General features: G+C 57.2%; 34 protein-coding genes. 5 read left to right on the top strand and 29 right to left on the bottom strand.

Annotation, left to right across the window (positions count from 1 at the left end):
• Window positions 1–2: 2 nt before the first annotated feature.
• The 23 genes from TX23_RS25565 to TX23_RS25460 all read right to left on the bottom strand — a co-directional run bounded on the left by TX23_RS25565 (window position 3) and on the right by TX23_RS25460 (window position 13943).
• The gene (locus TX23_RS25565) at window positions 3–338 is read right to left on the bottom strand and encodes a phage tail assembly protein (RefSeq protein ID WP_057704563.1); all 336 of its coding nucleotides are present in this window, start codon (window positions 336–338) and stop codon (window positions 3–5) included.
• Window positions 339–387: 49 nt separating this feature from the next.
• On the bottom strand, window positions 388–903 hold the full coding sequence (locus tag TX23_RS25560) for a phage major tail tube protein (protein WP_057704562.1): 516 nt from the start codon (window positions 901–903) through the stop codon (window positions 388–390).
• Between the two features lie 57 nt (window positions 904–960).
• A complete protein-coding gene (locus TX23_RS25555) occupies window positions 961–2130 on the bottom strand; it encodes a phage tail sheath protein (protein ID WP_057704561.1) in 1170 nt (389 codons plus the stop codon).
• A gap of 105 nt (window positions 2131–2235) precedes the next feature.
• Window positions 2236–2625 (bottom strand): phage tail assembly chaperone, encoded by a 390-nt coding sequence (locus TX23_RS27660; protein ID WP_244885987.1) that lies wholly within the window; start codon window positions 2623–2625, stop codon window positions 2236–2238.
• 10 nt (window positions 2626–2635) lie between these two features.
• Window positions 2636–4522: a phage tail protein gene (locus TX23_RS25545; RefSeq protein ID WP_057704560.1), complete on the bottom strand. Its 1887-nt coding sequence runs from the start codon at window positions 4520–4522 to the stop codon at window positions 2636–2638.
• Window positions 4519–5220 carry a phage tail protein I gene (locus tag TX23_RS25540; protein WP_057704559.1) on the bottom strand — a complete coding sequence of 234 codons (702 nt, stop codon included), beginning with the start codon at window positions 5218–5220 and terminating at the stop codon, window positions 4519–4521. The genes TX23_RS25545 and TX23_RS25540 overlap by 4 nt, the downstream gene beginning before the upstream one ends.
• Window positions 5220–6131, bottom strand: a complete 912-nt coding sequence (locus tag TX23_RS25535; RefSeq protein WP_057704558.1) for a baseplate assembly protein — start codon at window positions 6129–6131, stop codon at window positions 5220–5222. The genes TX23_RS25540 and TX23_RS25535 overlap by 1 nt, the downstream gene beginning before the upstream one ends.
• A complete protein-coding gene (locus TX23_RS25530) occupies window positions 6128–6472 on the bottom strand; it encodes a GPW/gp25 family protein (protein ID WP_057704557.1) in 345 nt (114 codons plus the stop codon). The genes TX23_RS25535 and TX23_RS25530 overlap by 4 nt, the downstream gene beginning before the upstream one ends.
• Complete coding sequence (locus tag TX23_RS25525) at window positions 6469–7047, bottom strand: phage baseplate assembly protein V (protein ID WP_057704556.1); 579 nt, start codon at window positions 7045–7047, stop codon at window positions 6469–6471. The genes TX23_RS25530 and TX23_RS25525 overlap by 4 nt, the downstream gene beginning before the upstream one ends.
• A 61-nt stretch (window positions 7048–7108) precedes the next feature.
• A complete protein-coding gene (locus TX23_RS25520; protein WP_057704555.1) occupies window positions 7109–7567 on the bottom strand; it encodes a phage virion morphogenesis protein in 459 nt (152 codons plus the stop codon).
• Window positions 7557–8039: a phage tail protein gene (locus TX23_RS25515; RefSeq protein WP_057704554.1), complete on the bottom strand. Its 483-nt coding sequence runs from the start codon at window positions 8037–8039 to the stop codon at window positions 7557–7559. Before TX23_RS25515 ends, TX23_RS25520 begins: the two co-directional genes overlap by 11 nt.
• Window positions 8036–8230 (bottom strand): Rz1-like lysis system protein LysC, encoded by a 195-nt coding sequence (lysC, locus tag TX23_RS28580; protein ID WP_244885986.1) that lies wholly within the window; start codon window positions 8228–8230, stop codon window positions 8036–8038. The genes TX23_RS25515 and lysC overlap by 4 nt, the downstream gene beginning before the upstream one ends.
• On the bottom strand, window positions 8136–8579 hold the full coding sequence (gene lysB / locus TX23_RS25510; protein WP_057704553.1) for an Rz-like lysis system protein LysB: 444 nt from the start codon (window positions 8577–8579) through the stop codon (window positions 8136–8138). Before lysB ends, lysC begins: the two co-directional genes overlap by 95 nt.
• Entirely contained in the window at window positions 8576–8779 is a 204-nt protein-coding gene (locus TX23_RS25505) for a hypothetical protein (protein ID WP_057704552.1), read from the bottom strand. The genes lysB and TX23_RS25505 overlap by 4 nt, the downstream gene beginning before the upstream one ends.
• The gene (locus tag TX23_RS25500; protein ID WP_057704551.1) at window positions 8776–9621 is read right to left on the bottom strand and encodes an N-acetylmuramidase domain-containing protein; all 846 of its coding nucleotides are present in this window, start codon (window positions 9619–9621) and stop codon (window positions 8776–8778) included. The genes TX23_RS25505 and TX23_RS25500 overlap by 4 nt, the downstream gene beginning before the upstream one ends.
• On the bottom strand, window positions 9618–9896 hold the full coding sequence (locus TX23_RS25495) for a phage holin family protein (protein WP_057704550.1): 279 nt from the start codon (window positions 9894–9896) through the stop codon (window positions 9618–9620). Before TX23_RS25495 ends, TX23_RS25500 begins: the two co-directional genes overlap by 4 nt.
• Window position 9897: 1 nt before the next feature.
• The gene (locus tag TX23_RS25490) at window positions 9898–10251 is read right to left on the bottom strand and encodes a putative holin (RefSeq protein ID WP_019818195.1); all 354 of its coding nucleotides are present in this window, start codon (window positions 10249–10251) and stop codon (window positions 9898–9900) included.
• A 27-nt stretch (window positions 10252–10278) separates the two neighbouring features.
• Window positions 10279–10491: a tail protein X gene (locus TX23_RS25485; RefSeq protein ID WP_057704549.1), complete on the bottom strand. Its 213-nt coding sequence runs from the start codon at window positions 10489–10491 to the stop codon at window positions 10279–10281.
• Complete coding sequence (locus tag TX23_RS25480) at window positions 10491–10952, bottom strand: head completion/stabilization protein (protein WP_057704548.1); 462 nt, start codon at window positions 10950–10952, stop codon at window positions 10491–10493. Before TX23_RS25480 ends, TX23_RS25485 begins: the two co-directional genes overlap by 1 nt.
• Entirely contained in the window at window positions 10949–11245 is a 297-nt protein-coding gene (locus tag TX23_RS25475) for a hypothetical protein (RefSeq protein ID WP_057704547.1), read from the bottom strand. Before TX23_RS25475 ends, TX23_RS25480 begins: the two co-directional genes overlap by 4 nt.
• Window positions 11246–11343: 98 nt before the next feature.
• Window positions 11344–12045 carry a phage terminase small subunit gene (locus TX23_RS25470; RefSeq protein WP_057704546.1) on the bottom strand — a complete coding sequence of 234 codons (702 nt, stop codon included), beginning with the start codon at window positions 12043–12045 and terminating at the stop codon, window positions 11344–11346.
• A 4-nt stretch (window positions 12046–12049) separates the two neighbouring features.
• Window positions 12050–13072 carry a phage major capsid protein, P2 family gene (locus TX23_RS25465; RefSeq protein ID WP_057704545.1) on the bottom strand — a complete coding sequence of 341 codons (1023 nt, stop codon included), beginning with the start codon at window positions 13070–13072 and terminating at the stop codon, window positions 12050–12052.
• A 40-nt stretch (window positions 13073–13112) separates the two neighbouring features.
• A complete protein-coding gene (locus TX23_RS25460; RefSeq protein WP_057704544.1) occupies window positions 13113–13943 on the bottom strand; it encodes a GPO family capsid scaffolding protein in 831 nt (276 codons plus the stop codon).
• Between the two features lie 155 nt (window positions 13944–14098).
• Here TX23_RS25460 and TX23_RS25455 point away from each other — a divergent pair, with 155 nt between their 5' ends.
• From TX23_RS25455 to TX23_RS25445, 3 genes are all read left to right on the top strand, one after another.
• On the top strand, window positions 14099–15856 hold the full coding sequence (locus TX23_RS25455; RefSeq protein WP_057704543.1) for a terminase ATPase subunit family protein: 1758 nt from the start codon (window positions 14099–14101) through the stop codon (window positions 15854–15856).
• Window positions 15856–16905 carry a phage portal protein gene (locus TX23_RS25450; RefSeq protein WP_057704542.1) on the top strand — a complete coding sequence of 350 codons (1050 nt, stop codon included), beginning with the start codon at window positions 15856–15858 and terminating at the stop codon, window positions 16903–16905. Before TX23_RS25455 ends, TX23_RS25450 begins: the two co-directional genes overlap by 1 nt.
• 157 nt (window positions 16906–17062) lie before the next feature.
• Window positions 17063–17857 (top strand): DNA adenine methylase, encoded by a 795-nt coding sequence (locus TX23_RS25445; protein WP_054919850.1) that lies wholly within the window; start codon window positions 17063–17065, stop codon window positions 17855–17857.
• Here the strand turns inward: TX23_RS25445 and TX23_RS25440 are convergent.
• Window positions 17854–18534, bottom strand: a complete 681-nt coding sequence (locus tag TX23_RS25440; protein ID WP_057704541.1) for an SOS response-associated peptidase family protein — start codon at window positions 18532–18534, stop codon at window positions 17854–17856. The genes TX23_RS25445 and TX23_RS25440 overlap by 4 nt on opposite strands.
• 83 nt (window positions 18535–18617) lie before the next feature.
• Between TX23_RS25440 and TX23_RS25435 the strand changes: the two genes are divergently transcribed.
• Complete coding sequence (locus TX23_RS25435) at window positions 18618–18827, top strand: hypothetical protein (RefSeq protein ID WP_057704540.1); 210 nt, start codon at window positions 18618–18620, stop codon at window positions 18825–18827.
• Here TX23_RS25435 and TX23_RS25430 read toward each other — a convergent pair.
• Complete coding sequence (locus TX23_RS25430; protein WP_057704539.1) at window positions 18806–19531, bottom strand: hypothetical protein; 726 nt, start codon at window positions 19529–19531, stop codon at window positions 18806–18808. The genes TX23_RS25435 and TX23_RS25430 overlap by 22 nt on opposite strands.
• 1229 nt (window positions 19532–20760) lie before the next feature.
• Between TX23_RS25430 and TX23_RS25425 the strand changes: the two genes are divergently transcribed.
• Window positions 20761–22539 carry an ATP-dependent nuclease gene (locus TX23_RS25425; RefSeq protein WP_057704538.1) on the top strand — a complete coding sequence of 593 codons (1779 nt, stop codon included), beginning with the start codon at window positions 20761–20763 and terminating at the stop codon, window positions 22537–22539.
• A 140-nt stretch (window positions 22540–22679) separates the two neighbouring features.
• On the opposite strand, the gene TX23_RS28575 is transcribed toward TX23_RS25425, so the two are convergent.
• The 4 genes from TX23_RS28575 to istB all read right to left on the bottom strand — a co-directional run bounded on the left by TX23_RS28575 (window position 22680) and on the right by istB (window position 26303).
• On the bottom strand, window positions 22680–22895 hold the full coding sequence (locus tag TX23_RS28575) for a hypothetical protein (protein WP_057704537.1): 216 nt from the start codon (window positions 22893–22895) through the stop codon (window positions 22680–22682).
• A gap of 232 nt (window positions 22896–23127) precedes the next feature.
• The gene (locus TX23_RS25415; protein ID WP_057704536.1) at window positions 23128–23388 is read right to left on the bottom strand and encodes a hypothetical protein; all 261 of its coding nucleotides are present in this window, start codon (window positions 23386–23388) and stop codon (window positions 23128–23130) included.
• Between the two features lie 609 nt (window positions 23389–23997).
• The gene (locus tag TX23_RS25410; protein WP_057704535.1) at window positions 23998–24603 is read right to left on the bottom strand and encodes a Panacea domain-containing protein; all 606 of its coding nucleotides are present in this window, start codon (window positions 24601–24603) and stop codon (window positions 23998–24000) included.
• 944 nt (window positions 24604–25547) lie between these two features.
• Window positions 25548–26303, bottom strand: a complete 756-nt coding sequence (gene istB / locus TX23_RS25405) for an IS21-like element ISPsy14 family helper ATPase IstB (RefSeq protein ID WP_057704534.1) — start codon at window positions 26301–26303, stop codon at window positions 25548–25550.
• Window positions 26304–26322 lie beyond the last annotated feature (19 nt).

Here is a 26322-nt window from a genome sequence, read left to right as displayed (position 1 = left end):
CTCTACGCGACGAGGGATGCATCCGTCTTCGCCGACTTCTGCAACAAAAAACCGGAGACTTTGCTGCTCAAGGCCAGCAGGTCGGCCGGGTCCATGCCGGCAACTTCGATGGCGCTGATGCTTGGCGAGCTGATGCGCGGCAGAACCTTGATCAGACTGCCAACGTCCATCTGCAGCAGCTCCACCAGGCTCACGCCCCGCAGCTCTCCCGAGTTCGGTTTGCGCAGGGTGATGCTCTCGATGTTGGTGGTGCCGCGACGGATCGGCGTGTCGAGGATGACGGTGTCGTCGTCGGCCAGCTGCTGCACGTCGGGCTGTTCGATGGGTTCGTTCTTCATGGGATTTGCTCCTGGTAATTAAAGTGTGAGTCTCGATCGAACGGACGGGTCAGATGCCCATGGCGGTGCGATGCTTCTCCAGCATGTCCACGCCGTTGACCTTCTCGACGAAGTTGAGCAGGTCGATTTCGATGATTTCTTCGCCATCTACCGTCAGCTTGTAGTAGCTGCAGGTGGTGGTCATGGAGTGCTCAGTGTCCTCACCGGGCTGGGCGTCGCCCATTTCGATGGTTTCGTGGCGACCGCGCACAACCACTTCCACATTGCTGACTTCGCCCGTGTCGTCCTGCTGATACGGGCCAGAGAATCGCAGGGCCACGCTGGAGGCGTTGACCGCGCCGAACTGGCGCAGAGAGATCAGATCGAGGCCGCCGGTCTTCCATTCGAACTGGATGCCGTCGTCGGACATGCCCAGGTCAGCCTTGACCGGGCCATTCATGCCGCCGCCGCGATAGGCTTCCATCTTGCGGCCGAGGGAGGGCAGGGTGAGAGACTTCACCAAGCCGAGGTAGCTGTTGCCGTCATTGAACAGGTTGAGGTTTTTCAGCTTGCGTGGCATTGCCATGGCGGTGTTCTCCGGGATACGGGGTCAGGGTGAACTCCCCTTGCGGGGAGGCCCGGTCTAGCTGTTGATGCCCTTGGCGAAGTCGATCAGGTAACGATCGGTGATTCGCTGGCGGAAGGTGAGGTCTTCAAGCGGGGGCACAGGGGTATAGTCGTAATCGACCCACAGCTTGCCGGCCTTAAGGGTGTCCTTGGTGTTGACGTCGTCGGGATACCAGCAACTGCCGCCGATCAGATAGCCCTGGGACTTCAGCTCGCGCATCTTGGCGTTCACGCCTTCGACCAGGTCGCGTACCAGGGAGGCGTGCATAGGCCTGTCGATAGCCCACATGTGCGCTTCGCCCATGGTGTCGGCGATGATTTGCGCGGTGCGGGTGTAGTTTTCGAAGGCGAACAACGGATCATCGCTGCAGGTGCGGCTACCCCAGAAGCGGAAGCCGTTGGCGTTGATCAGGGTGGTGACGTCGTTGCTGTTCAGGTAGTTGGCGTCCGTGGCCGGGTTTTGCAGATCCCAGAACACGTCGGCGCTGATACCGGTCACGCCGCTGACGGCCACGTTGGACAGGGTTTTATGCCAGCCTGTCTCCTGATCGATCTTGGCGCGCAGGCCAAGCGCACGGGCCACAGCCGAGGCGGTGGTGGTCTTGTTGGCGACGGTGTCCCAGTTCTGGAAGTCCGGCCAAATCACCATCATTTCGCGGGCGCCGAAGTTCGCGCGGTAAGCGACCACCTCTTCCTTGGTCTTGCAGCCCCAGGCGCTGACGTAGGCAAAGGCGCGGAGGTCTTTGGCGATGGCGCCGAGTGCGGTGGCCACCTGCAAACTGTCCAGGCCAGGCACGCCGAGGATGCGCGGGGCCATGCCCACGCGAGACTTGGAGGCGAGCAGGGCTTTCATGCCGGTGTACTGGCCGGTCGGTGTGGTGCCGCCGATCAGGGCGCTGGTAGTGGCCGCTTCGTCGGCACCTTCTTTGACCCGCACGACGATGACATAGGGCTTGGTCTGGTCGGCGATGCCTTGCAGGCTCGCCGCCAGGGTGCCCTTTACGCCGGCTTTGCCGACGGCAGTCTGCACGTTGGTGATCAGGACGGGCGTGTCCAGAGGGAAAACGAGTGGGTCCGCATCTTCAGCCGTGCAAACCATGCCGATAACTGCGGTGGGAATAGTGCGAATGGGGCGGGTGCCGTCGTTGAGTTCGATGACCCGCACGCCGTGGAGATAATCGGCCATGGGTTGGTGCCTGCGCTGTGATGGAATGACAGTGCAGAGGTTGCCGCGCGCGCGCCGGCTGGGCGAGCGCGGCACCTTGTAGGGGCCGCGTTTACAGGGGGAGTTTTATCGAGTCTGGTCTTTGATCCAGGCTGGTGGTACTGGACGTTTGCCGGTATCGGGGAAGTTGTCCGATTGAGGCCAGTCGCGCAGCTGCTGCATGTAGCTTAGCAATTCAGCGTATTGTTCGGCGGTGAGCGTTGTGTCGGCGCCCATCTCCGCCTGATCACGGTGGCGATCTCGCAGCCAGACGAGGTCAAGTAGCTCTGAGTCTCGCCAGCGCCGCTCTTCATTGGCCGCTTCTTCAACAGTCGATTTAGGTAGCGTCTGCCCCCCATCGGCAACCCATTCTAAGTAGGACACCCAGTCCTTGTTGCCCATGTCGTCCGGGACAAACACCAGGTCGGGCATTCGCTGAACGCCGGCTACCGTAAATCTGTACGCAAGATCATTCATTGTCATTACCTCAAAGTTCCGCGTCGGCGGTCCACTCGATCTGAAGGGTGAAGCCGGGGACAGAGCCGCTTGGCGGCACGCAAGACAATGCGAAGCCTGTAGCCCATAAGCTCTGGATATTGGTCTGCGTGCAGGGCCTGCCGAGCGATTGCGCCCACACTTCAGAGGTCTGCTCACCAGGGGAGAACAATCTCAACGTAGGCACAACGCGTTTCACTTCCCTGAAGTCCATACGCAAAGCCGACTGTGAGGACTGCGCTGCTGCGGATTGCGTGAAGCTGGCGATGCAGGTGGAAGGACCGTTGTTCGACTTAAGGGGGTGGTCCTGCAGGAACGACTTTTCGAAGTAGCGCAGGCATGCGCGGTACTCCTCCTGGTGCGTCCTGTAATCGTACGGAGTCGCCACGCTGCCGGACTCGATCTGAACGTTGGTAATGTCCGTGTAATGGGCACCAGTCCCCCAACTGGCAAAGATAACTTCCAGGAAGTCATTGGCGACGCCCTTGTTCTTGTTCACCACGCCGCCCAGGTCGAGGGTGACGACGTATTTTTTATATACCGTTGTCAGCTCCACCGAGGTGCCCACATCGACGTTCGGCTCGGTTGAGTTCACTCCAAAGTTCTGGCGAAGAATCACCGCACACGTATGTGGAACGCTGGTTTTCATATAAAACGAGACCGTGACCTTCCCGCCGGCCAGTGTTTCGACGTTCTCGATACGCTGACTGAGGTTCCAGCCCTGGCCTTCACCCTGGCGCGAAAGTCTCAGGGCAAATTTTGCTTCGTTGATATTGGCGTCCTGCTCGAGGGGCAGTTGGCTCCAGTTACAGGTTGCGTTTTTTGGGCTGTAAATCATCCAGCGGTCCGGGCCGAACGTGCTTTCGGGGTCACCGTTGGCTTTTCCGACGACGCCTGACTTGCCCCGCTGCCAAATCTGGAATGCACCGTTGATCAACCGGTTCTTGCGGAATACGTGCACTGGGAACTGCTGGAGTGGGCTCTCGATCTGGTTGCGCACGGTCTCGGTGTTCGCCACCCGCTTCGATCGGTCATTAACCGGCGGGGTTGGGGCGTTCTGCCCACCTGCCCATTGAAACGAGAGAGGCGTGGTGCCCAACACAATCGGCGCGTCGGTGATCAACTGCCAGAGCGTGTCGCCATTGGCGGCGCCGCGCTCAACGTGAACCAACAAACCAGGTGTCACCTCCGCGCCGATATCAGCATCCGCAGTACGGGTCCAGATTTCGGCGGTGGTGAGGTATAAGCCATTGTCTTTGCCCTGGGCCTGGTCTTTCACCAACACCCGCGAACCCACCGGCACTGCCACGCCGTCGATGGTCTGCGCACCGGCCAGGACTACTGGGCCGGTGGTCGCTACCAGCACCGACTGCTTCACATCCTGCTGATTGATGGCGTCAGTGATGGAGTCCGTCACGAACTTGCGAGTGGCGAGCACGACTGCCGGATCGATCATCAGCACCACGTTTGCCGCGCTGGATACGATGAAGTTCATGCGTATCACCTGTGTCCGACCGGAGCCTTGGGACATCAGGGGCTTATAGGTAGGTGCGCAGTTCGCCACGGCGACTAAGTCGCCATCAGCGTCATAGAGCCCGATCTCGTTGATCCACCACCCGCCATCTTCCGCCGGGATGATCTGCTCGGCGATAAGGATGTTCGGGTTGGCCGGGTCAATTGTGAGTTTATTCAACGGCCTCCGGCGTCGTTCGTTGATTAACTTTTTTTGGTTGCGATCCGGTACTGGATTAGTTTCGTTTGCGTCACCAACCCCCATGTCCGTTAGCTTCCAAGGAATGCCGAGCGCGTCCGCATTGGCCTGCTTGGCTTCACCTATGGCCGTGAGAATCGCAAAAAACTGAGAGTTGGAGTTGATCATGGATAGATGTCCAAGGTGTCGATGGAATGTTCACGACCCGCCACGCCGACGTAGCACGCAAGGTCGATAGCGCCTGGGATCGGCGGATAGGTTTCGAGGGTGTCGATGGTGTGTTCCCGACCCACGGCACCGATAACGCCCGTGATCTCGATGTCGCGAAGGACCGGCGGATAGACGTCGATCTCGTCGCCGTCGTAGGTGCTCGCGAAAATGTGGATGCTTCCGGTGGTCTCGAGACTGATGGCAAGGCCGGTAAGATGGCGCGTAACTGGCCTGGCATCATCAATGAGCCAGGTCAGTTCCTGGTACATCTCTTCGGTAATGCCGGTTTCCAGCACACCCACCTTTATGGCGAACGTGCCCGGTACGCCGTTCGGCGTGGTTTGCCACCACTCAAGCACTTCAATCAGGTAGCCGAGTGGTTCCACCACGCGACGCAGAGCGCCGATGGTGCCTTTACGTGAATGAATGTAATGCGATGACCGGATGGCTGCGCGTTTAGCTGCCTCGCTCCATTTGCCGTCCCACCGGTCGACCGAAAAGGCCCATGCCAGATAAGGCAGCAGCTCCACCGGGCATGTATCCGGGTTGCACAGTTGACGCAGGGGGATCGGCACGCGCTGGATCTGCGCGAGCGCCTGAGCCGCCTGGCGCTCCAGCGGCGTGGAGTTCGCCGGAAGCAACTGTTGCGCTGCCATTACTCGGCGCCCCGGTTCAATGTGATGCCGGTGCAATAAGGCGCTTGAGCCTTGGTCGCGACGATGTCCACCCAGTCTTCCAGTTCGACTTTGCGCACGCCTTCGACGTGGAGCGCAGCATGGAGGGCCGATTCCGAAACCTCCATGCCCAAACGCCGCCGTTGATGAACGTAGGCCTGCAGCCGCTGTTCTGCAGCAGCCAGGATAGGTTCAGACTCGGGGCCGCTCGACAGCAAATAGAGCTTGGCCTTGACCTGGTAATTCAGGATCTGCGCGCCCTGGACAGTGAGACGGTCGGCCACCGGCCGGCGGTCATCGTCGCTCAAGTAAGCGTTGACGGCGGCAAGCAACTCGGGGGGCGCCGTGCCATCGCCCAGCAATGACTGAACCGTGACCACGGCGACGGCAGGCGAGGGGCTTTCGGCGGTGGCGTCGGCTACCCGACCGTCCGCTGCCCTGGCGTGGAAGATGTAGCTGTTGCGCGGGCCGGCAGTGCTCAACCCTTCCCAGGCCATCTGCGCGCGTTCGCGCAGGCTATCGTCGCCTTCCATCAGCTTTGGGATCGGAGGCACAGCGTTGGCTTTGCTTTCCTGTATCACCAAGCGCTTGACGTTGAAGTTTGCAGCTAACTGTTCCAGGTCAGTGCCCCGCGCGGTGGCGAGCAGGTTGGCAAGCGACGCTTCGTTGACCCGCTGACGCCATACGGTCTCGCGGTAGGTGTTTTCCTGCAGCAGCTTGGTGAGCGGCTCCGACTCTATCTCCAGGCGTGCCGCGATCTGGGCCTGCTCTTCGGCCGGCCAGAGGCTGATCATGTACGCCTTTCGCTCGGCCAGAATCTGTTCGAAGTCGATCTGCTCGACGATCTGCGGCGGTGGCAGCTGGCTGAGGTCGATGGCGGCGAAACTGTTCATACACTGCCTCCCAGCTGCAGCGGCACGCTGAGGCTCAACGGCTCATTGGTATCCACCACAGTGCCCTCCAGATCGATCGAGGCCTGGCCCTCCATATTTGCTCCCGCGAACTGCACACGGCTCAGGCTGATGCGGGTTTCCCAGCGCATAAGGGCCATGACGGTGGCCGCGTAGACGCGCAGACGGTTGACGTCGTTGAAGGGGTGGTCTACCAGCTCGGGCACCAAGCTGCCGTATTCGCGGCGCATTACCCGCGTGCCGATGCGGGTGGTCAGGATGTCGGTGATCGCCTGACTGATGTGCTCGCGCTCGCTGATGGCGCCGCCGGTGTGTCGATTCATGATGGGATGGGCACCCCGGATTGGTCGCTACCGGCCTTGACGCCGGCGTGCGGGTGTTTGACCAAGCTGACGCCGGCTGCGACCACGTCAATTGACACGTCAACCCGACCGGTGACGGTCTGATTCCCGGTCTGGATGTAGTCGCCTTTGTGTGTGATGTCGCCGACCAGATTGATGCCCCCGGTACTGATCAGATTGGTGGTGCCACCGTCGGCCAGTGTGGCGTTGAGATGGTGGACCACGCTGTCGTACTCGATCACCGTGCCGTCCGCGTAGGTACGACGGTGCAGGCCTTCGCGGTTGCCGTTGGCGGGGATGTGGTCACTGAATACGCCTGTCACGGCTATCCCGTTGGCGAGCTGGCCGGATGGGCTGAGCAGGATCACCTGTTCGCCGATAGTGGGCGGGTCCCATTCACGGTCTGCTCCGGCGCGCCACGCAAGCCAAGGTAGCCAGGCGGTGGTCAGCTTTCCGGTTGTTACCTGCACGCGCGGTGGCTCCATCTGCACGGCGGCGATGACGCCGAAGCGGATGAGGTTTTCGAGCAGGCGGGCGAGGGCGGCTAAATCGTTCATGGCGCCGATGGTGGCGCCACGCGCGTGCGGGCGCAGCTACGGCGCCTTGTAGGAAGGGGGCTTACAGTGTCAGGTGGGCCAATAAGCTGTCGCGTATCAAATCGAGGTCTTCGTCCGTAAAGCCCAATACCTCACGCTGCTCATAGCGCACTTCGGGCGCGTCTCGCTCCGCGCGGTCCTTCAATCCGAACTGGTGAACCCTAGCGATGCGGGAGATCCGCCCGGTAAACCCCACCGTCACGGCATTGCTGTCGCCTCGGGCCTTCATATAGGTCGCGGTGCGCAACTTTTTGAACATCTCAACCTTACGCCGGATACGGCCTTGCTTGCCGCGCAAGTCCCGCTTTTTCCGTGGTGCGAACTTGCTGCCATCCGGGTTTTGCTGTGTCAGTACGCGCTTTTGTTGGCTGCGCCGCAGTTCCTGGCCGATGGAGCGTGCGAGTTGATTGCGGGCGCCTGGCTGGAGCTGTTCCAACAGGCCGGACGCCCAGATCTCTAGAGCTTCCAGCTTATTTGTCATCGGGAACCGTCCATTCGCTGGCGTTGCCTTCGGAGCCTGGTACCCAATTAGGATCGAGGTAGCCCGCAACACGTTGCGGCTCGCCGGCATGTTTAACGGTGGTGTTGCCTTGAGCGTCTTTGCCCACCACCACCCGTTCCGTCAGGCGCAATGTGAGGCCGAGATCAACTTTTTCTTTATCAAGAATGTCGGCCTCGAACTGAATACCGGTCTGCATTTTTTCGTAGTTTTCCAGCAGCTCCGGTTGGTTGATGCTGATCCAACCCAGTACGGGCAGCATGACGCTGTCAGGGTGACCCGCAAAGGCGGTCAAGATGATCTGAAGATCGTAGCTGTACTCAAAAGAAAGGGTCGCCGCAGCGGTGCAGCGCACCTTGCCGTTGTCGATGAAGATCAGCAACAGGTCGGGGTTGTGCTTCAAGTCGGCAACGGTGGCCAGCAGGTGAGCGCGCAGGCTTTCGTGCTTGTTCATGGGTGGGCCTGCTTGTGTTTGTAGACCATGTCGACTTGGGCTGCGCACTCGGCCCAGGCGGCTTCGACGCGGTCCTGGTCGGTCAACTGGTCGCCATTAACGAGCGGGCTTGTCGCCGGCAGCTGGCACGGCACCACGGCCGGACAGCCAGTCACGGTAAGCTGCGGCGCCTGTGAGGGCGGGGCGTTCACGCAGCCGGCGAGCAGCGTCAGGGAGAGGCCGAGCAGCCCAGTCGCGTAGTTCGTCGTTTTCACGTTTCAGTTCCTCTATGGTTCGTGCGCGCTTTGCCAGGGCCTGGCGCAGCTGGTCCTGCTGGGCGCGCAGAGCGGACTGGCTTTCGCGTTCCTGCTGCAGGGTGGTGGTGAGAGTGTTGACGGTGGCCAGGTTACGGTTCGCGTCTTCGCGGGCTGTTTTGGCGGCGTCATTTGCCCGCGCGGCTTTGCCCTCGGCGGCGTCTATGCGCTGTTGCTGGCCCCAGATCAGCAGCGCCAGGGCACCGAGCAGCGCAATGCCGTACAGAGCCTGGCGCAGGGTGCTCACGCCCGGTACCAGCCGAGTTTGTTCATGGCAGCGGTGTCGAGCTGTTTAATCGGGCCGCGTACGATTACTGCCCTTGCGTTGTTCATCAGCTGGATGCACTCGGCCAGCCGCACCATGTCTTCCTGTTCGGTCGATTCCGGCACCACCAAAAGGTCACCGTCCTGCACCCTCAGTTTTTGAACCGCTTCGAAGTCGATCATGCCGCCACCCCTTTCCCGCACTCGCAGTTGGCGTGCCGCTCGTACGCTCGCTGAAGCTTGGTGTCGTAAAGGTTCCGCAGATAGTCCGGCCCGTTGTAGAGACGGGCGAACTCGGCCCATTTGCGGGCCTTCAGGGCCTTGTGCAGCGTCGGGTCCGTCTCGATGAAGCGGGTGAAGGCGTCGAATTGCTGCGATTCGCCGGCGCTCATTGCTGCCACAAATTCCTGCACGCTGGCGTAGCCAAGACGTTGCCAGTGGTAACCCATGATTTGAAAGGCGCCCCAGGACGCCGATTCCAGTGCGGCCGTGTCGTCGATCTGGCGGGCCATGGCCAGGCGTTGGTGCTCGGCGGTACCGCCGATGTAACCACCGGCCTTCGGGTTGACCAGGGCGGGATTGGTTGCAGCGAGTTCATCGGCGTGACGCTTGATCTGCGCCGGGTCATCACCGGTGTGTCGAACCTTCGCGAGCTGGCGGTACATGACGTGCCGTTCGAACAGGATCACCGGCTTGCCGTTTTCCAGGAAGCCTTTGCCTTTCGATTCCACTTCGTTGACGGCGTAGATAGTAGCCAGCGGCACGCCGAGGCGTTCAGCAGCGGTTACCAGGTCGTGGTTGCGCAGCAGTTGGGCACAGTCGCCGCCTGCCAGGCTGGATTGGGTCTTGGTACCGGCAACGCCATCGGCTACCAAGCCTACTTTCAACTGGTAAGCGCGTACGGCAATCTCGGTGGCGTCACCGTAGTGACCGTCCGGCACCAGGTTGGCACCGTACCTGTTGAGGTTCTTTTGCAGAATAAGCACCGCCTGCGAGCGGTCGCCGTGGCGAAGGGTGGTGGTCATGCACTGGGCCTCAACAGGGCGGCGACGTTGCCGCGTGAACGGAAAATCAGGATGCAGAGCAGCACGATGGCTGTGGCCTGGCCGAAGCTCGTCGGCTGACGGTCCAGTAGGATTTCCAGACCGCAGATGCAGAGCACTCCGCCAAACAGGCTTGCCAGCAGGGAGATGCTGCGCCGGTACCGCGCTTCACCTCGGGTGTAACAGGCCAGGCGCAGAGCGCTCAGCAAGTAGGCGATTGCCGCGATCAACTGCACGGCCAGTTCGATGTTCGGCATATCAGGTGCCCCCTCGGATGCGACGCCAGATGTCCCAGATATCCGCCTTTTCCACCCACACCATCAGTTTGATGCTGATCGGGATGACCACCAGGGCACAGAGGAAAGCGCTACCGCCGCTGGTGATGAACGGGATTGCTTGCAAGGCCATGGGGGCGAACAGGTATCCCACCCCGGCCGATAGGAACAGAGAGCCCAGGCGCTGCCAGACCTTGAGGTCGCGCTTGGTGCTGGTGACCAGCCAAGCGCCGAGGATGGCGCCGAACAGCGCCCCGTCGTCGATGACTGGCGTGACGCTTGCCAGGCCCAAGCCAATGAGCAGGCCGGACACAACGCTGGAAGTCGGATCAGCCATGGTGTGTGTTTCCTTGGTAGCAGTGGGTCAGTCCCATAGGTTCACCATCTGCCGTTGTGGCGCGCTGGTCTGGGCTTCGGGCATGTTGATAACGAGACCTTGCGGCAGGACGGGGCCGTTGTCTGCCAAGCCGGGGTTCGCCTGCAGCACCGCTTCGGTGACGCCCGCGGTTCGGCCGTAATACCGCCAGCACAGGGCGTCGACGGTGTCGTTTTGATTGGCGCGGACGGCGACGGCCATCAGATCAGCTCCACGGTAGTGCGGCTTTTCCTGAGAAAATCACGGATGGCCCAGCGCAGGTCGCGGCGGTAGTCGTCAATGGTGGGTGCGACCTCTTCGGCCTGTTTGTTGCCGGTGTTGGTGGCGCTGTAGTCGCGGTAGCGCTCGCATACTTCGGCACCAGTTCCTGCCTCGATCGCACGACGATAGAGGTGGGCCTGTACTGATACGTCTTTGATGCGATCACCTGGGACCTCTTCCAACGTGGTGTAACCGGCGGCTTGCTGAGCCGTTCGCCAGTCGCTTAACTCGCGGTTGAGGTTGATGGCGGCAGCGATCACGGCGGTTTCCAGACGAGCTGGGGTGACGCTGGAGTCGATGCGCAGGGTGGCGCGCAGGCTATCCAGATCAATCGACGGCCAGAACGGGTCGGTGTTGACGTGGCCGCTGGCGACGGTGCCGCTGGCTACAAATGCGCTCATAGGGAAGGACCCCGGCTGTCCGCGCGGGTAATCTCACGCCGGATCTGCTGCGTTGTGAATTCGGGATGTTGCGTGCAGAGGTAGCCAAACGCCCGCACAGCGTTGCGATTCGAAAGGCCCCGTTCGTGCGAGTTGGCAGGCATGATGGCGCCGCGTATGACGGGGCCAGTGCAGACGGTGCGGTCGTATGCCTCTGTTTCAGCGACGTACTGTTCAGCCGCTGCAGACATGCGTCGTTCGGATTCCGTAGGGGTGAAAGCACTCTGGTAGGGATTGGCAAAGGCGGTGTTCATGACGGCTCCGATAGATCGCCGGTGGTCGGGGCTTCACGTTCAGGAGGAGCGGCCTGGCCGATCCGCCCCGAGCCGGCGGGGTGCGTGGGGACGCTCGGTTAGCTGCCGGTGGCAGCGTGTTTTTTCAGGAGGCGTTCGGCGCCGTCCAAATCTTTTTTGCCGCCGCATCCGTCGTGCAACTCGATGGCGCGCTTGAGCAAATCAATGCCCGCCTGGATCTGCCCCGGTTGACCGGGTTCCTCGGCGGTGATGCCATTCAGGGTGGCGCGGCCGGTCGCCAGGAACAGCTTGGCGCGGGCTTGGTCGGGCATGTCCTCGTCTTCGGTCAGCTCTACCGTGCGGTGCAGGATCGCCAAGTCGAAAGAACCATTGGCCTTTTGAGCTTTCAGTGCTGCAGTGGCGATTTCTTCCGCCACCAGGCAACCGGTAGTGCGTTCGAAACGGTCCGGCATGATCAGCTTGTGCTTGAGCACGTAGTCGGCAATGTCCAGGGCGCCTCTGTAGTCCTCGACATCGATGCGCCAGATCATGACGGTAGTCATCACGTCGTCCTGGGCGCCGTTGCCAGCCTGGAGCACACCCTCTACATACGGGATGTACTCAGGCAGCAGTTGCAGTTTGAGTGCGGCCTTGCCTTCGTTGGACTGGATGGCCTTCAAGCGCAAGCGGTCCTGCAGCAGCTGATTCAGTTGGTGCTCGTAGGCGGTGGCACCGGCCATGGATTGCTGTGGTGCCGTTTTAGCTGCCTCCATGGCCGCGCGTGCGCGGCGCTGGTGGGCTTGAGCGATGCTGAGTGCCATGGGGTTAACCCTCGCTGCCGGCTTCTTCGACTGGGGTGATGTTTTCCAGCAGGCAACCAAGGCCGTATTCCTCGACCACATATGCCTCGTTCGACGATTCGAAGTTGCTGACGCGGTTCCACTCCGGCTCCTCTTTGAGGTAGCGGCGGCGCCCACCGATCTGCCAGTACACCGACAGGTTGGCGAAGGTGGTGATGAGGATGGCGCCTTCCGGCATATACGGCACTTCGTACAGGGGCAGGCCACCGACGCGGCGTTGCGAGATGATCAGATCGCTCGCCAGGGTGTTGGTCGCGTCCTGGTCCTTATTGACCAAGGCCAAGAACTTGTCGTGGACCAGCTCGCGACCAGTCAGCACTACCAGGCCGGGGTTACGGCGATACCAGGGGTCAAGCAGCTGGATGGCGTCGTAGACCAGGGCGTCGATGTTCTTAAAATCACCGGTTTTGCCGATAGTGATCTTGCCGGCGACAGCACCTTCTTTCAGCACTCGGTCAGGCGCGTGAGTGCGGTACTGCTGGAGCCAACCGATGTTGACGTCTTCCAGCAATGGGTGCGCGGTGCGGTCGGTTTGTTCGGCGGCCGAAGTGCCGTAGAAACCGATTTGGATACGGTCGAGCGCCTGACGTTGGGCAATTGCGCTGGCAAGACGAGTTTGGAAGTCAGGGAACTTCGCCCAGGCGTCGAGCTGCTTGTAACTGACGTAGGTGTCAAAGTCGGTCTGCTCTGCCCGGTATTTGTCGCTGGACAGGGTGCCAATGCTGCTGGGCTCACGCTTCTTGACCTTGGTGTTGGTGCGGCTGGCAACGGTGCCGCCGACGCCTAAACCGACCTTCTCGCCTTCCTGTTCGTCGACGCCGATGACGTTGACTTTGGTCAGGAACTCGCTCGATTCCTGAATCTTGGTTTCCAGGCGCTGCTGGATAGTCGGGTCCACGCTAAACGTGGCGGTGGCCGATTCGACGCCGTTGATCTGTGCCACTTGGGCGAGGTAGCCGGTGAAGAGTTTTCGAGTGTCGTTACGCATGGGTGTCTCCGATAGGGGGCTGGGCGGTTGAGGCCGCAGGTCAGAATTCAGCCAGGGCTTGTTTGCCGCCGCCGGTTACCGGTGGGCGCTGGGCTTGGGAGTGGTCTTGTGTGTTGCCGAGGGTCGTTTTCAGCTCGACCAGGTCTCTGCTGAGCTGCTCGACCTTGGTGTTCAGTTCACCGGAGAATTTCTTCTCTGCGGCAATTTGATCCGGCAGGTCTTTGACGTGGTCGGCGATCGCTTCGACGGCCTGGCCGATCTGGGCGAACTCTGCATCGTCCCTCGCCTGTTTACCGCCCAGCAGCGCCTGGACCTTGCTGAAAAGCTGGGCGCTGAGGCTGGGCTTGTCTTCGACTTCTTCAAACCGCAGTTCCGTTTCAACGGCCTCGGTGAACATCGACGTCGCCGAGTAGTGGCGGTCTTTGAATGGGCTGGATTCTGGTTTCTGCGCCGAGAAGGACAGCACGTCGGTGCCCAGACTGGCCGGGGAATCGGTCACAGCCAGGCCGACGATGTACGCCTCGCCCGTATCCGAGAAGCTGTCGTCGATTTCGATGGAGGTGTAAATCTTCTGCTTGGCCTTGTTCATAGCGATCAGGTCGGGCGTCGGCTCGACCTGTGCAAACAGGGCCAGCTTCTTCTGACCGTTGATTTCCACTTCTTCGGTCTTGACCGCGAGCACGTCGCCGTAGGCTTTGAACGGGCTGTCTGGCAGCAAACTGCGGAAGTGCTCCAGCCAGATCCGGGCGCCGTAGGTGGATGGGTTGAAGTTTTTCGCCGCCTGTTCCAGCCAACTGCGTTTGATGGTGCGCTTGTCCGAGGTAGCGCCCTCGACGGCGACACGGAACCAATTACTGCGAAATTTCTTCATGCCTGGAATCCTCAATGCGTTGGGCGCTAAGTGCGTTGCAATGAGGGGCATGGTCGTGACGCGCGCGAGTTGCGGCAACGGGACGAGATTGTAGAGGGCGGATCTACAAGGGGCGGCGCTACTGAGTCGCAGGCCAGAGCGGCAGCATCGCGGCCATGACTACGACCGAACTGCTCCCCATCGATCCCAGACGCCAATCCAAGTTCCTCTATTGGATGGGTTGGCGTATCTGCGAGATTGCCGAGGCTACGGGCGAAAAGGAAAAAACGCTACACAGCTGGAAGGCCCGTGACGAGTGGGACCGGGCCGACAACGTTGAGCGGATTGGGGGCGCACTGGAAGCGCGCCTGGTGCAATTGATCCTCAAGGAAGGCAAGAGCGGCGGTGACTTCAAGGAAATTGACCTGTTGCACCGGCAGTTGGAGCGCCAGGCGCGCATTCAGCGTTTTCAGGGGGGCGGTACCGAAACCGAACTCAACCCCAACCTTGCCAAGCGCAACGAAGGGCCGAAGAAGAAGACGCCAAAAAACGACATCAGCGAAGACCAGATCGAGCTGCTGCGCGAAGCGTTTATCGATGGGTGTTTCGACTACCAGAAAGATTGGTATCGGGCGGGAAACCAGCGCACTCGCGTAATCCTCAAAAGCCGGCAGATCGGCGCCACTTACTACTTTGCTCGCGAGGCGTTCATTGATGCGCTGGAGACCGGGCGCAATCAGATATTCCTGTCGGCTTCGAAGAACCAGGCTTACCTGTTTCGGGGATACATCCAGGCGTTTGCCCGCGAGGTCATTGGTGTTGAGCTGACCGGCGATCCCATTGTCTTGCCCAATGGCGCCGAGCTGTTTTTTCTCGGTACCAATGCGCGCACCGCCCAGGGCTATCACGGCAATTTCTACTTTGACGAATTCTTCTGGACGTTCAAATTCGAAGAGCTGAACAAAGTCGCGTCGGGTATGGCGATGCACAAGAAGTGGCGCAAAACCTACTTCTCGACGCCCTCGACCATGGCTCATGAGGCCTACACATTCTGGACTGGCGAGCGATTCAATAAGGGCAAGCCGGCGGTGCAACACACCAAGGTTGATGTTTCCCATGGTGCGCTCCAGCAAGGGCGATTCTGCGAGGACCGGTTGTGGCGCCAGATCGTCACCATTCTCGACGCGGAGCAGGGCGGCTGCGACCTGTTCGATATTGAGGAACTGCGCCGCGAGTACAGTCCCGAGGCGTTCGCCAACCTGCTGATGTGCGAGTTCGTTGACGACGGGGCGAGCATTTTCCCGCTGACGGTGCTGCAGCCTTGCATGGTCGACAGCTGGGTCGAGTGGGCCGAGGACTACAAGCCGTTTGCCATGCGCCCGTTTGGTGATCGTCAGGTGTGGGTGGGCTATGACCCTGCGGAAACCGGCGACTGCTCCGGCCTGGTGGTGGTCGCGCCGCCGCTGGTACCGGGCGGCAAATTCCGGGTGTTGGAACGTCACCAATTCCGTGGGATGGACTTCGCGGCGCAGGCCAGCGTGATTAAAGCCGTCTGCGACCGCTACTGGGTGACGTATATCGGGATCGACGTCACCGGCCTGGGCAGCGGCGTGGCGCAGCTGGTGCGCCAATTCTTCCCCAATGTCACCACGTTCAGCTATTCGCCCGAGGTCAAGACGCGCCTGGTGCTGAAGGCTTACGACGTGATCCACCGGGGCCGGCTGGAGTTCGACGCTGGCTGGACCGACATGGCGCAGTCGCTGATGGCGATCCGCAAGACCATCACCGCAGGCGGTCGCCAATTCACCTACACCGCCGGCCGCAACGACAACACCGGCCACGCCGATCTGGCATGGGCGCTCTTTCACGCATTGCACAACGAACCGCTGGAGGGGCAGACCTCTGCCAACACCGGGCGGATGGAGATTTTTTGATGTCGAACCGCCGCAGAAATAACAAGCAACTGGCTCAGGCACCCGGCGTGGTAACGCAAGAGTTTATCCCGCGCAGTAATAGCAAGATGGAGGCGTTCAGCTTCGGCGACCCGTCACCCGTACTGAGCGGTCGGGAGGTGTTCGATTATCTGGAGTGCTGGTTTAACGGGCGCTGGTACGAGCCCCCGCTGTCTTTGGATGGGCTGGCACGGTCGGTGGGATCCAGCGTGCATCTGCACTCGGGCTTAATGTTCAAGCGCAACCTGTTGAGCAAGACCTTCATCCCGCATCGGCTGCTATCGCGCGCGGCGTTCGAACAGTTCGCCCTGGACTTCCTGTGCCTTGGAAACGGTTATCTGGAGGCCCGGCGCTCAATGCTTGGTCCGGTGCGCGAGCTGGTGCCACCCCTGGCGAAGTACATGCGCCAGGGCAAGGACGGCCGGCAGTTCATGGTCCAGGGCTGGAAGCAAGAGCATGAATTTGAGCCAGGCACCGTTTTCCATCTCCGGGAGGCGGATCTGCACCAGGAAGTCTACGGCCTGCCCGAGTGGATCAGCGCCCTGCAGTCGGCATTGTTGAATGAGTCAGCCACGCTTTTCCGTCGCAAGTATTACGAGAACGGCAGTCATGCCGGTTTCATTCTTTACATGACCGACGCCGCGCAGAACGAAGCGGACGTCGACTCCCTACGCAAGGCGTTGAAGGACTCCAAGGGGCCTGGCAACTTCCGCAACCTGTTTGTGTACTCGCCCAACGGCAAAAAAGACGGGCTGCAGATCATTCCGGTCAGCGAAGTGACAGCCAAGGATGAATTCAACTCGATAAAAAATCAGACCCGCGATGACGTGCTGGCCAGCTTGCGTATTCCGCCGCAGCTGATGGGCATCGTGCCGCAAAACGCGGGTGGGTTTGGATCAATCAGGGAAGCGGCGCAGATCTACGCGGCCAATGAACTGGAGCCGATTCAGGCGCGTATGGCGCAGGTGAATGAGTGGCTTGGGGAGGAGGTCGTGCGCTTCAAACCTTATGAAATTCCCGTAGGGGCTTAAAACCCCCTGCGCAGTAAACGAGGCGACGAACCGGTGCGTCAACATCGGTTCGACGCTGAGTCACTCGAACACGCCGAGTGCTCCAACCAAGGCCTCGCCCCACTGCGCAGGGGGTGCGAAGCCTAAGCGAATCCAATTTTCAAAACAAGGATCACTTATGAGCACACCAATTATCCCTTGGATGGGCGGCAAGCGCCGCTTGGCAGATCGTCTAATACCACTGTTTCCACCCCATGAATGCTATGTCGAGGTTTTTGCTGGTGGCGCCGCGCTTTACTTCATGCGGCCCCAAGCTGCGCCGGTTGAAGTTCTCAACGATATCAACGGCGACCTGGTGACGCTGTACCGCGTCGTGCAGAACCACCTGGAAGAGTTCGTGCGCCAGTTCAAATGGGCGCTCAGCTCCAGGCAGGTCTTTGAATGGCAGAAAATGACCCGGCCCGAAACCCTTACCGACATCCAGCGCGCGGCCCGGTTCTTCTACCTGCAGCATCACGCTTTCGCCGGGAAGGTCAGTGGGCAAACTTTCGGTACCGCAACGACGGGGCCGGCCATCAACCTGCTGAGGATCGAGGAGAACCTGTCTGCAGCCTGGCAACGCTTGTCCGGTACCTACGTCGAGAATCTCGGGTGGCTTGAGTGCGCCGAGCGCTATGACCGGCCACATACCTTCCATTACATGGACCCACCGTATTGGCAGACCGCCGGCTATGGCGTGGACTTCCCCTTCGAAAACTATGAGCGGATGGCCGAGTTCATGCGGCGTTGCAAGGGCAAGGTGATGGTGAGCATCAACGATCACCCCGATATCAGGCGGGTGTTTGAGGGATTCCACTTCGAAACGGTGGATATTCGATACAGCACGGCCAATCAACGCCAGGCGAAGGCCGAAGTTAGCGGCGAGCTGGTGATCATGAACTGGGAGCCCAACGCCTTCGGCGGACTTTTCTAACTCAAGGGCTGGATCAAACCGGCCTGTTTGTTCTTCACGTTGCCCACCGCGACGTCAACCTTGAACCATTCAAAGGACTCGGACGGCTCGCCCTGGTGCAACACCATCTGCTCGGCACGCTCCTTGGGCGTTGCCGGGTCCAGCCATTCACGGGCCAGGTCCGGGGTCAACACCACGGGCCTTCTGTCGTGAATGTCCACCATGCCGCCGGCACTGTCGGCAGTGATAATCACGAACCCGTCATGCTCGCCTGGCCCCTCATCGGGGTCAGGTAGCTGGCCGATGGATGCACATAGCACCGGCGCGCCATCCCGTCTACGGATCAGGTAGGGCTGTTTTTTTGGCCCGCCTTCATCGACCCATTCAAACCAGTTATCTATTGGCGCGATTGCGCGATGCGGCCAGATCGAGCGGAAGAATGGCCCATGAGCGACCTTCTCAACTCGGGCATTGATTGGCGCGGCTCGGTCCTTTGCCCAGTGCGGTCGCCAGCCCCAGCGCACTGGGTCGGCGTGAAGCAGCTCGCCCTGCAAATGCAGTAGTGCAACCTGGGTCGTAGGAGCGACGTTATAGCGGTCAAGCGGCAGATCCCCTACGGAATTAACCAGCGCGTTGGGCATGCTTAATGCCGCGACGAAGTCGTGGATACCGCTGTACTGCGAGAGCCTTCCACACATATCTATTTCCGTTCGTCGATTTCAATGAACGGCCGCGCCCCGACCCCTCTCTAGAATTTTGACATCAAGCAGGGAGATTCGTCATGGCGGGGTATATTCTGAAAATTAAAGAGATTGGGGTTTTTGGTGGAAGCCGCAAAGTTTGCTCCTTTTTTTCGGCCACGCCGGAAGAAAGATACGATTTTCGTTGTCTTGTAGCCGATCACCTTGCTCAGCGAGGCCTTGTCAGCAAGGTAGAGTGGCGCGAGTTAAGCGAGGAGGCGGCTGCTGCCTACGCCGATGAGCTTGGCTGATTTGGGTTCCTAGATAGAAAACCCTGACCTGAACACTTCAGGCAGTCTTCTCGCAGCACGAACTGGTCCAAACAAGCGGCGCACTTGGTGAATTGGGCGCATTGCAGTAGGGGCCTGGCCTTGCGGTAACTTTCAAAATCATGCTCCTCCAAGGCGACCTGGGCGCAATCTACCACCGCCCGGTAGGTGTCAGCGTCGCAGATGATTGGATAAACCTTCCCATTGATAACTTGTGCAGTCTGCACCAAGTCGTACAGCTCACCGGATGGTGCGATAAGCAGCAGCCCCTCTATAGCCCAGGCTTTATTGCTATTGCGAAATTCCAGGCGACGGTCACGGTTGGTGCCAACCACCTTTCCATCAAACCCACAGGCACCAGGGCCGGTGACTGAATAGTACGTGTTGGACATTATCTGCCCAATGCACTCCGATCCGGCTCTGCGCACTACATCGTAGTGTCCACCAAACATGTATCCCTCAACGTCGGTAGCCAGTTCTTCGACGGCATGCCAATAGGCCGCGTCAGCCAACTCGTCCATTTCCATCTTTTCCATTTGATCAATCACCCCTGCCTCCAGCATGCCCTTGGTTTCCCACCTGCACATAGATCTGTGAGCCTCGGGGTTATCCATTCGGCTAAGGCCGTCGTCAAGAATCAGACGCCATTTGGCGAGCCAAGCCGTTTTGAGTTCTAAGAGGGTCATGCTATTGACTGCTTATAAATACTGTATGCGCATACAGTAATCGAGGTTTGCAACGTACGCGATTTGAGGCGACGAGCTGTAGGCAGTGAGGCGGACAGGGGAGGAAAAAGTGAGCGGGGGGAGGATGAAAGTTTGCGCTTTTACGACGTGAAAAAACCCATCCCAACATAGCATTTTGGTGACGGCACGGCAATCGAAAGCAGGGCTTCAGCCAGTAAATACGGGGCCTTGACACGTTGGCCGGCGTGTCGTGGCTCGGCGGCGTCAGGGCACGTCGCCGGGCCGATGCGCACGCCTACGGTGCGGGGGTGTGGCGTGCCACAAGTTGCCGGGGAAGTGACGTGCTACAGGCGGTCGGTAGGATGGTCTGCACCTGGCGCGCGCCGTCGTCCCCCCACCTCGCCTGCGGGCTAAAGGGGTCGTTTTTTCTGCACACCTGCGAACCACTCGCGGCGGCTCAGGCTGGGCGCTTGCTCGGCGTTTGGAGGGGGGCAAAAACCTGCGAAACCCTGCGAAGGTGGATGTTTTACGCAACGCCTATAAGTACGCACGAACGCCTGAATTTTGTAGGTGGTTCGGGAAAAAGGTTAGTTTTCTTTGAAGGGGGGTCTGTCGGCTTGGAAACCCCGTATTTGTTGGGGGAGAGACCTAACTTTGATGGGTTAGGTTGGGTTAGGTTAAAGGTTAGCTTTTCGTAACTAGCTGTTTTTAAAGGAATTAAAGTATTGAATATTTAACACTGACAAAGGTTAGGAAATAACCAGACCTAACCGAGAAGCTAACCCGACCGTCCCTTCGAAAAGCCATAAGGAACAGGGCCTTCAGGGCAACCAGCAAAAAACTAACCCTCCTAACCTCTTTCCCGTGGGTCGACATGAAAAACTGTAAATTCCAAGGGACTGGGGCTGGCGGAGGTTCGCAAGCTGTTGCGCATGAACGCTGTCGCACAGACACTTCGAGACTATAATAACGATCATCAGGCTGGCTTGTCGGTGGGGCTGTGCCTCTGGAGGCATCGAGAGGATGCGACAGGCGGAAGTGCGCGGTTTGAACCTGGTTCTTAGCTTGGGTGAATTTAAATATCTAGTAATGCTATTGCACCGTTCGGAGTGATACGACTTCGAGCAATTCAAAAGCGATCATCGGTGATGCACTGCATGTTTTGTAGAAATATCTAAAAAAAGCGGAACAGCTGTTATGTATAATTTAATCAGAAGGCTGAGGGTGATATGTTGCTAAAGGGATTTGGTTTTTCGGGGTATCGAAGTATTGGTGATAAACTAGTTAAGTTGGCTCCATTAAAAAAGGTAAATTTTATTATAGGTCAAAATAATATTGGTAAATCTAATATTATTAATTTTCTTTTTTATCACTATCCCACGCTTTTGCGTGGAGTAAAAGGCGAGAAAGTAAATGACGCTATTCAACTGTCCGCGATAGATGAGCATATTTCGAAAGGTAAGGTCGATCGTAGAGTCGCGTTTAATATGCAGTTTTCTGATATTGATGAGTTTCTTCGGGGGAAAATTGGCAACGAGGGCTCTAGTCACCATGTGGAGTTAGCGAAAAAAGTACTGATGAGTCCAGTGTTTAATGACGGGGCGAGATTGTGGTTCGTTTATCTATACGAAAAATTGAATAAAAGGTTTGCCTTGGTTTATGATCGAGAGCACGTGGAGGGGATACTTAAACCCAATGAATGGCAGTTTTTATGGGCGGCTTTAACTAAACAGGGTCGTGGGAATTTAAAAGATCATTGGATTCCGGAAACAATTCTAGCGCTTGCTTATTGTCCAAACACTATCCCAAAGATTGAAGTGATTCCTGCAATCAGGAAAATAGGAGCTTCGGGAACTGAGGCTACGGATTTCAGCGGAGAAGGGATAATCGAACGCTTGGCGAAAATCCAGAACCCGACTTTGCAACTTCAAAAAGATAAATTAAAATTTACTGCAATAAATAATTTCTTATCCGATGTGCTCGAAAATTTAAGTGCCTCAATAGAGATACCTCATGATCGAGATATGATACTCGTTCATATGGACGGTAAAACCTTGCCACTAGAATCCTTAGGGACCGGTGTGCATGAGGTTATCATACTTGCAGCGGCCGCTACTCTGCTCGAGGATAGTATATTGTGTATAGAAGAGCCCGAGCTGCATTTGCACCCTTTGCTTCAGCGGAAGTTGGTAGCATACCTGAATAATAAAACTAATAATCAATATTTTTTTACCACTCATTCTGCGCATCTATTAGATGCTGTAGAGGCGGAGATTTTTCATGTTACTCAAGTTGATGGGGCTACTGAAGTCGAGGCTATATCGAGCACCAGGCAACGTTCAGAAATCTGTAGTAATCTTGGTTATAAAGCTTCCGATATTTTGCAGGCTAACTGTGTTATCTGGGTTGAAGGACCTTCCGACAGGATTTACTTGAATTATTGGATCGCTACCCTTGTTGATAGTTTTGTGGAGGGTGTGCACTATTCAGTAATGTTTTACGGCGGCCGGCTATTTAGCCATCTGTCGGCACTGGATAGCGATGAGCAAGAAAGGCTTGAAGATTTTATAAGTATTAGAAAGCTGAACAGGCATTCGGTGATAATGTTTGACAGTGATAGATCTAGCGCACATGCTAAATTGTCCTTAACTAAGCAGCGGCTGCAACAGGAGTTCGACGTTGGCCCTGGATTTGCTTGGGTTACAAAGGGTCGAGAAGTTGAGAACTACTTAGATGAAACATTGGTCGAGGCAACTGTTCTTGCTGTCCACCCTTCAGCGAAATCACTGGAAAGCCGTGGGCAATGGGCGAATCTTCTGAAGTATAACAAGACCAAGGGAGGAGAGATAAAAGAGGCGAACAAGGTTAAAGTGGCGCAGCATTATACAGCTAATTATGTTGCTGACTTGAAACGCTTAGACTTAGAAAAGCAGATGGAAAGGCTTAGAGTTTTCATACTTGAATCTAATCACCAGTTTGATGGTATGTATCCTATAGAGTATCGCTAGTGCTAAAGCGCTTGTGCTAACGCTGTTCGGATTTTTTTCAGGTGCATGTTGGGATGGGGCTAATTTTCGTAAAGTAGGTGATGAAGAGATTCAAACGTCCGGTACGTTTGAATCTCTTGTCGCATTGTAAATTAATTTATTTATGGACTAACCTGCTTCCTCAGCCTCGCTAAGCCTTGTTTAATGTAGCCTGCGTTATCACCAAGCGTTTGAAGGGCACCACGGACGTTCCCACCAGTCGTCAACTCGCCACGCTCTTCCGTCCATAACGCTAGCTCCATAATTGCCGCCTCTAACGCCAGTTGGTTCTCATACATTCTTTCAAGCACATCCGCCAGTGAATATTCGCTCGCCATCAATATCGCCCTTGTTCTGAAAGCATGAAGCATAGCAGCGGATATACGCGGAGGAGATATGTGCGAAGAGATACCATGCTTGGCAGGGGAGTGGTAGAAGTGGTACGGAGATTTTTATGGCGACCTATAGGTCACGTGTTACAAGGTCTGTAGCGTTAGTAGTTCCAATCCATCACCGAAAAGGCTGATGTTATCCGCTCGCGACCGGCAGTAGTCGACCCTGAGCAGACATTCAAGAGCCGACGTCATGGGGAAAGCTACTCAGCACTTCATAGGTCAACCCAGCCTCAAAATATGACGCTCTCCACTCAAGAAACCCTGCTTCTGGCTCGCACAACAAGAGAACAGTGGATCCAGCCTCCCCTATTGAAATCCTTTCCACCACGGCGATATCTCCAGGAGCCGCCTCCCGAGAGTTCAACCAGTCCGCGAGTACCAACGCTGCTCGATCAATAGTGATCAGCTTTATGATACTGCCTTCGGAAAGTGCCATGCCGTCTCGCCTTAACTTGTGCAGGTATCTGGTTTGTAAGCTATTTGAAGATTTAAGGAAGGTCTGCTTTTGGCCGATTTCTGCCAGTCGCTAGCGGCAGAAATCGGCCAGAAGCGGACGGTGACCAGTAAATAAATCTGTCCAATTTTCCGCACTTAAGACAATACTACAGGCTTTTCCAGGTAAAACTCAGCTAACTAAAGAGAACCCCAATCATTCTTTATATGTCGCGGGATTCGAGATGATCTCTTATACCCTAACTTAATCCTCTCTAGAACAGGGGTAGAAACAGCAGTATCTGCAACTCGATAGTACCTGGAACTCAAACGCGCCTCCAGCGTCTCCACATCATCAATCCTGCAGTGATGATAACCTACGAAAGATGGATGTCGAATGAACTCATGATCGCCAACACCGAGCAAGCACGATGAATCGGCTTTGTCATGATGACTCTCAATGGGAGCCAGCAAAACCTTATCCTTCCCATCAATTACTTGTATACCCGCAATCACAACAAAGAGGTGCTCTCCAGACGGGCCGCTGGGAATGAATATACCCATACCGACCTGGATACAAGGCACAACAGCAACAGCCTGCATACCAGTCATATTAAACGCCAGAGCTAGTGGCTTGAGGAGAGCTAAACGCTACGATGTTTGATACGACCTGAGGAATCTGATCATCTGAGAATCCAACAGAAGACAGAAGAGTTTCCAACTCAATCCAATTTGTTTTGTCTCCTTGTTTCCAATTCCATTCTGGAAACGCAGAAGCATCGTGCAGATGAGTTTCTAGCCTTTTAGATGACCAAACGCCATATTCCGCCCAAACAGACTCGATCAGTTGAACTTCAGCATCGCTAAATCTATCCAGATCATCGGAACTAGAATAAACACAGTTCTCCACCAGCTGAAGATATTGATGCCGACTGCCATCACGAGCCACTGAGAATATATCTTTCCATACATTCTCTTTCTTACCCTCAATAATGGATAAGATGCCAGACGGAACGGGACCATGTTCCAAAGAGCACAACTTGTCATTAATCAATGGCTCGCCAAACTCTTTGTAAGACTCCCTCTCCGCAAGATATATCCACTTGATAAGGCGGAGTTTGGTGACATGCATTTGCCGCTCTGATGCCTTTTTCAGAAAGAAATAGACAAGCTGCCCGGTCTTTTTCAAATCCAAGCATTCAGAACTTAACTGGGTCATTTCAGAAGCCTCATAGGCGATTTTTCATAGAAACCAAGCTCAAGCCATCCGTTTGACAGCCGAGAAAATCGTAATGGACCATCATACAACAGCCGCTCCCCCATTACACTAGTGAGCAACGGACACCGCACACCAAAAAAATGACACATTTATCAACAATAGATAACAAACTGATTTTATTGAAAAAAATCCCACCTAAAGCCGGGCACTACGATCAGCTAATCTGCAACCGAGAGCGTCCTGATGCCACCATCACAGCAAGGTTGCAGAACGCCACCGTAGGTAACCTTGATAAGCAGAGTCCGCCCACGATAGCGCCCCAGAAGTGTCACGCAGGAAGCAGAGCTTTTCAGCTCAATGCACCACCCTGCCAAGGCGGTACCCAACCAAGTAGGGCTATGCCGGACACTGCGAACTTGTCCAAGTGGGCTCAATCCCCCGGCGCACCATATACAAGTTCCCACATGGTCGGCCCCCCAAAAAAAGCCCGCCCCGTGCGGGCTTTCTTGTTTCTAAACGTCCCCACACGCGACCTCATATCATTGCTTGCCGCGTAATTGGGGACAGACCACGATATTGATGCAGACGGAGCAGTCCGAAGCTGACTCTACTGGCAGTAAGTGGCTGCTTCTGGCCGATTGCCACCTGTCGTTAGGATCATGGCGTCACTGCTTGGAAGTTGTGTTGGTACAAAAGTGGTACGCGGCTTTCAGGTCAGCTCTGCAGGGCAAGGAATGCAAGGCCTACAGGATTAGCAGTTCCAATCCATCATCGGAACAATGCAGGAAGCGACAGAGCGATCTTTGGGAATAGGTCAAAATTTCTAGGAAATGTCCCACGCTTTCTCGGCTTGCCCCTTGGACTGCGGATTCCACGAGACTTGGACACTCAGCCCACGATCATTTGGACAGGCAGTCGGAGCGCAGCGACGCAGGTTCGCATTGTTAGTCTGAAGTCCCGGTTGCAGTCAATTTCGTTGCGCGCTTGCGCATCGATTCGCCCTTCAGTTCGATGCGGTAAGCGTTGTGCACCAGCCGGTCGAGGATCGCATCGCCCAAGGTCGGATCACCGATCAGCGCATGCCATTTATCCACCGGCATCTGGCTGGTCACCAGCGTCGAGCGGTTTCCGTAACGGTCGTCCAGCAGTTCCAGCATGTCGCGCCGCTGCGCGGCGGTAAACGGTGCAAGGCCCCAGTCGTCCAGGATCAACAGATCGGTCTTGGCATAACCCGCCATGAGTTTGGCGAAGCGACCGTCGCCGTGGGCCAGGCCCAGTTCTTCCATCAAGCGAGGCAGACGCAGATAACGCACGCTGTAACCGTCCCGGCAAGCCTTATGGGCCAGCGCGCAGGCGAGCCACGTTTTGCCTACGCCTGTCGGGCCGCCGATGATCAGGTTCAGGCCGTCACGCAGCCATTGGCCGCTACCGAGTTGCAGGATCAGGGCCTTGTCCAGGCCGCGTGGGCTGCGGTAATCGATATCTTCCAAGCAGGCGTTGTGGCGTAGTCTCGCGGATTTGAGGCGAGTGGTCAGCCGAGCATCTTCACGCTCGGTCAGTTCGCGGTCGACCATCAGGCCAAGGCGTTCGTTGAAGCTGAGATCGCTGATGTCGGGCGTTGCGTGTTGCTCGCTCAGCGCTTTGATCATGCCGTGCAGCCGCAGGGTTTGCAGCTTGTCCAGAGTCGGGTTGGGTAGCATCTTGATGCTCCTTTTCAGG

It is taken from the genome of Pseudomonas paralactis, assembly GCF_001439735.1.
In the GTDB taxonomy this organism is placed as follows: Bacteria; Pseudomonadota; Gammaproteobacteria; order Pseudomonadales; family Pseudomonadaceae; genus Aquipseudomonas; species Aquipseudomonas paralactis.
The sequence above is the reverse complement of the archived record's forward strand: the minus strand, read 5'-3'. Positions and strand labels throughout refer to the sequence as shown.

What these genes read in the sequence shown, in the direction of transcription:
- TX23_RS25565 (WP_057704563.1), bottom strand. Translation starts at nt 338, where the DNA reads ATGAAGAACGAACCCATCGAACAGCCCGACGTGCAGCAGCTGGCCGAC.
- TX23_RS25560 (WP_057704562.1), bottom strand. Translation starts at nt 903, where the DNA reads ATGGCAATGCCACGCAAGCTGAAAAACCTCAACCTGTTCAATGACGGC.
- TX23_RS25555 (WP_057704561.1), bottom strand. Translation starts at nt 2,130, where the DNA reads ATGGCCGATTATCTCCACGGCGTGCGGGTCATCGAACTCAACGACGGC.
- TX23_RS27660 (WP_244885987.1), bottom strand. Translation starts at nt 2,625, where the DNA reads ATGAATGATCTTGCGTACAGATTTACGGTAGCCGGCGTTCAGCGAATG.
- TX23_RS25545 (WP_057704560.1), bottom strand. Translation starts at nt 4,522, where the DNA reads ATGATCAACTCCAACTCTCAGTTTTTTGCGATTCTCACGGCCATAGGT.
- TX23_RS25540 (WP_057704559.1), bottom strand. Translation starts at nt 5,220, where the DNA reads ATGGCAGCGCAACAGTTGCTTCCGGCGAACTCCACGCCGCTGGAGCGC.
- TX23_RS25535 (WP_057704558.1), bottom strand. Translation starts at nt 6,131, where the DNA reads ATGAACAGTTTCGCCGCCATCGACCTCAGCCAGCTGCCACCGCCGCAG.
- TX23_RS25530 (WP_057704557.1), bottom strand. Translation starts at nt 6,472, where the DNA reads ATGAATCGACACACCGGCGGCGCCATCAGCGAGCGCGAGCACATCAGT.
- TX23_RS25525 (WP_057704556.1), bottom strand. Translation starts at nt 7,047, where the DNA reads ATGAACGATTTAGCCGCCCTCGCCCGCCTGCTCGAAAACCTCATCCGC.
- TX23_RS25520 (WP_057704555.1), bottom strand. Translation starts at nt 7,567, where the DNA reads ATGACAAATAAGCTGGAAGCTCTAGAGATCTGGGCGTCCGGCCTGTTG.
- TX23_RS25515 (WP_057704554.1), bottom strand. Translation starts at nt 8,039, where the DNA reads ATGAACAAGCACGAAAGCCTGCGCGCTCACCTGCTGGCCACCGTTGCC.
- TX23_RS25505 (WP_057704552.1), bottom strand. Translation starts at nt 8,779, where the DNA reads ATGATCGACTTCGAAGCGGTTCAAAAACTGAGGGTGCAGGACGGTGAC.
- TX23_RS25500 (WP_057704551.1), bottom strand. Translation starts at nt 9,621, where the DNA reads ATGACCACCACCCTTCGCCACGGCGACCGCTCGCAGGCGGTGCTTATT.
- TX23_RS25495 (WP_057704550.1), bottom strand. Translation starts at nt 9,896, where the DNA reads ATGCCGAACATCGAACTGGCCGTGCAGTTGATCGCGGCAATCGCCTAC.
- TX23_RS25490 (WP_019818195.1), bottom strand. Translation starts at nt 10,251, where the DNA reads ATGGCTGATCCGACTTCCAGCGTTGTGTCCGGCCTGCTCATTGGCTTG.
- TX23_RS25485 (WP_057704549.1), bottom strand. Translation starts at nt 10,491, where the DNA reads ATGGCCGTCGCCGTCCGCGCCAATCAAAACGACACCGTCGACGCCCTG.
- TX23_RS25480 (WP_057704548.1), bottom strand. Translation starts at nt 10,952, where the DNA reads ATGAGCGCATTTGTAGCCAGCGGCACCGTCGCCAGCGGCCACGTCAAC.
- TX23_RS25475 (WP_057704547.1), bottom strand. Translation starts at nt 11,245, where the DNA reads ATGAACACCGCCTTTGCCAATCCCTACCAGAGTGCTTTCACCCCTACG.
- TX23_RS25470 (WP_057704546.1), bottom strand. Translation starts at nt 12,045, where the DNA reads ATGGCACTCAGCATCGCTCAAGCCCACCAGCGCCGCGCACGCGCGGCC.
- TX23_RS25465 (WP_057704545.1), bottom strand. Translation starts at nt 13,072, where the DNA reads ATGCGTAACGACACTCGAAAACTCTTCACCGGCTACCTCGCCCAAGTG.
- TX23_RS25460 (WP_057704544.1), bottom strand. Translation starts at nt 13,943, where the DNA reads ATGAAGAAATTTCGCAGTAATTGGTTCCGTGTCGCCGTCGAGGGCGCT.
- TX23_RS25455 (WP_057704543.1), top strand. Translation starts at nt 14,099, where the DNA reads ATGACTACGACCGAACTGCTCCCCATCGATCCCAGACGCCAATCCAAG.
- TX23_RS25450 (WP_057704542.1), top strand. Translation starts at nt 15,856, where the DNA reads ATGTCGAACCGCCGCAGAAATAACAAGCAACTGGCTCAGGCACCCGGC.
- TX23_RS25445 (WP_054919850.1), top strand. Translation starts at nt 17,063, where the DNA reads ATGAGCACACCAATTATCCCTTGGATGGGCGGCAAGCGCCGCTTGGCA.
- TX23_RS25440 (WP_057704541.1), bottom strand. Translation starts at nt 18,534, where the DNA reads ATGTGTGGAAGGCTCTCGCAGTACAGCGGTATCCACGACTTCGTCGCG.
- TX23_RS25435 (WP_057704540.1), top strand. Translation starts at nt 18,618, where the DNA reads ATGGCGGGGTATATTCTGAAAATTAAAGAGATTGGGGTTTTTGGTGGA.
- TX23_RS25430 (WP_057704539.1), bottom strand. Translation starts at nt 19,531, where the DNA reads ATGACCCTCTTAGAACTCAAAACGGCTTGGCTCGCCAAATGGCGTCTG.
- TX23_RS25425 (WP_057704538.1), top strand. Translation starts at nt 20,761, where the DNA reads ATGTTGCTAAAGGGATTTGGTTTTTCGGGGTATCGAAGTATTGGTGAT.
- TX23_RS28575 (WP_057704537.1), bottom strand. Translation starts at nt 22,895, where the DNA reads ATGGCGAGCGAATATTCACTGGCGGATGTGCTTGAAAGAATGTATGAG.
- TX23_RS25415 (WP_057704536.1), bottom strand. Translation starts at nt 23,388, where the DNA reads ATGGCACTTTCCGAAGGCAGTATCATAAAGCTGATCACTATTGATCGA.
- TX23_RS25410 (WP_057704535.1), bottom strand. Translation starts at nt 24,603, where the DNA reads ATGACCCAGTTAAGTTCTGAATGCTTGGATTTGAAAAAGACCGGGCAG.
- istB (WP_057704534.1), bottom strand. Translation starts at nt 26,303, where the DNA reads ATGCTACCCAACCCGACTCTGGACAAGCTGCAAACCCTGCGGCTGCAC.